We start from the raw sequence: 307 nt of genomic DNA, 5'->3' as shown, positions 1-307 counted from the left end.
ACGGTAAGCAGCGGCTCGGTCGATATTGCCATTGCCGATATGGTGGTGCGCGTCTGCGGCGCGTTCGATCCTGATCACCTGGTGAAGGTTCTGCGGGCGGTTCGCAAGGCATGATCGCTTCGGGTGTGGTGGTCTATGTGTCATGCCAGCCGGTCGACTTCCGCAAAGGAGCCGCCTCGTTGATGGCGCTGGTGCGGGATGGCGGGTTCGATCCCTTCAATGGCGCGCTTTACGTCTTCCGCTCGAAACGGGCCGACCGTATTCGCATCGTCTGGTGGGATGGCAGTGGGGTTTGCCTGTATTCGAA

1 protein-coding gene is annotated in these 307 nt (G+C 60.6%); it reads left to right on the top strand.

Features of this window, described 5'->3' with window-relative positions:
• Positions 1-110 precede the first annotated feature (110 nt).
• Positions 111-307 (top strand): IS66 family insertion sequence element accessory protein TnpB (gene tnpB / locus AS026_RS21615; protein ID WP_131815335.1); only part of this gene is annotated, 197 nt, incomplete at its 3' end.

Source organism: Rhizobium altiplani (assembly GCF_001542405.1).
In the GTDB taxonomy this organism is placed as follows: domain Bacteria; phylum Pseudomonadota; class Alphaproteobacteria; order Rhizobiales; family Rhizobiaceae; genus Rhizobium; species Rhizobium altiplani.
Note: the sequence above shows the minus strand (reverse complement) of the source record. Positions and strands in the feature narration are given on the sequence as shown.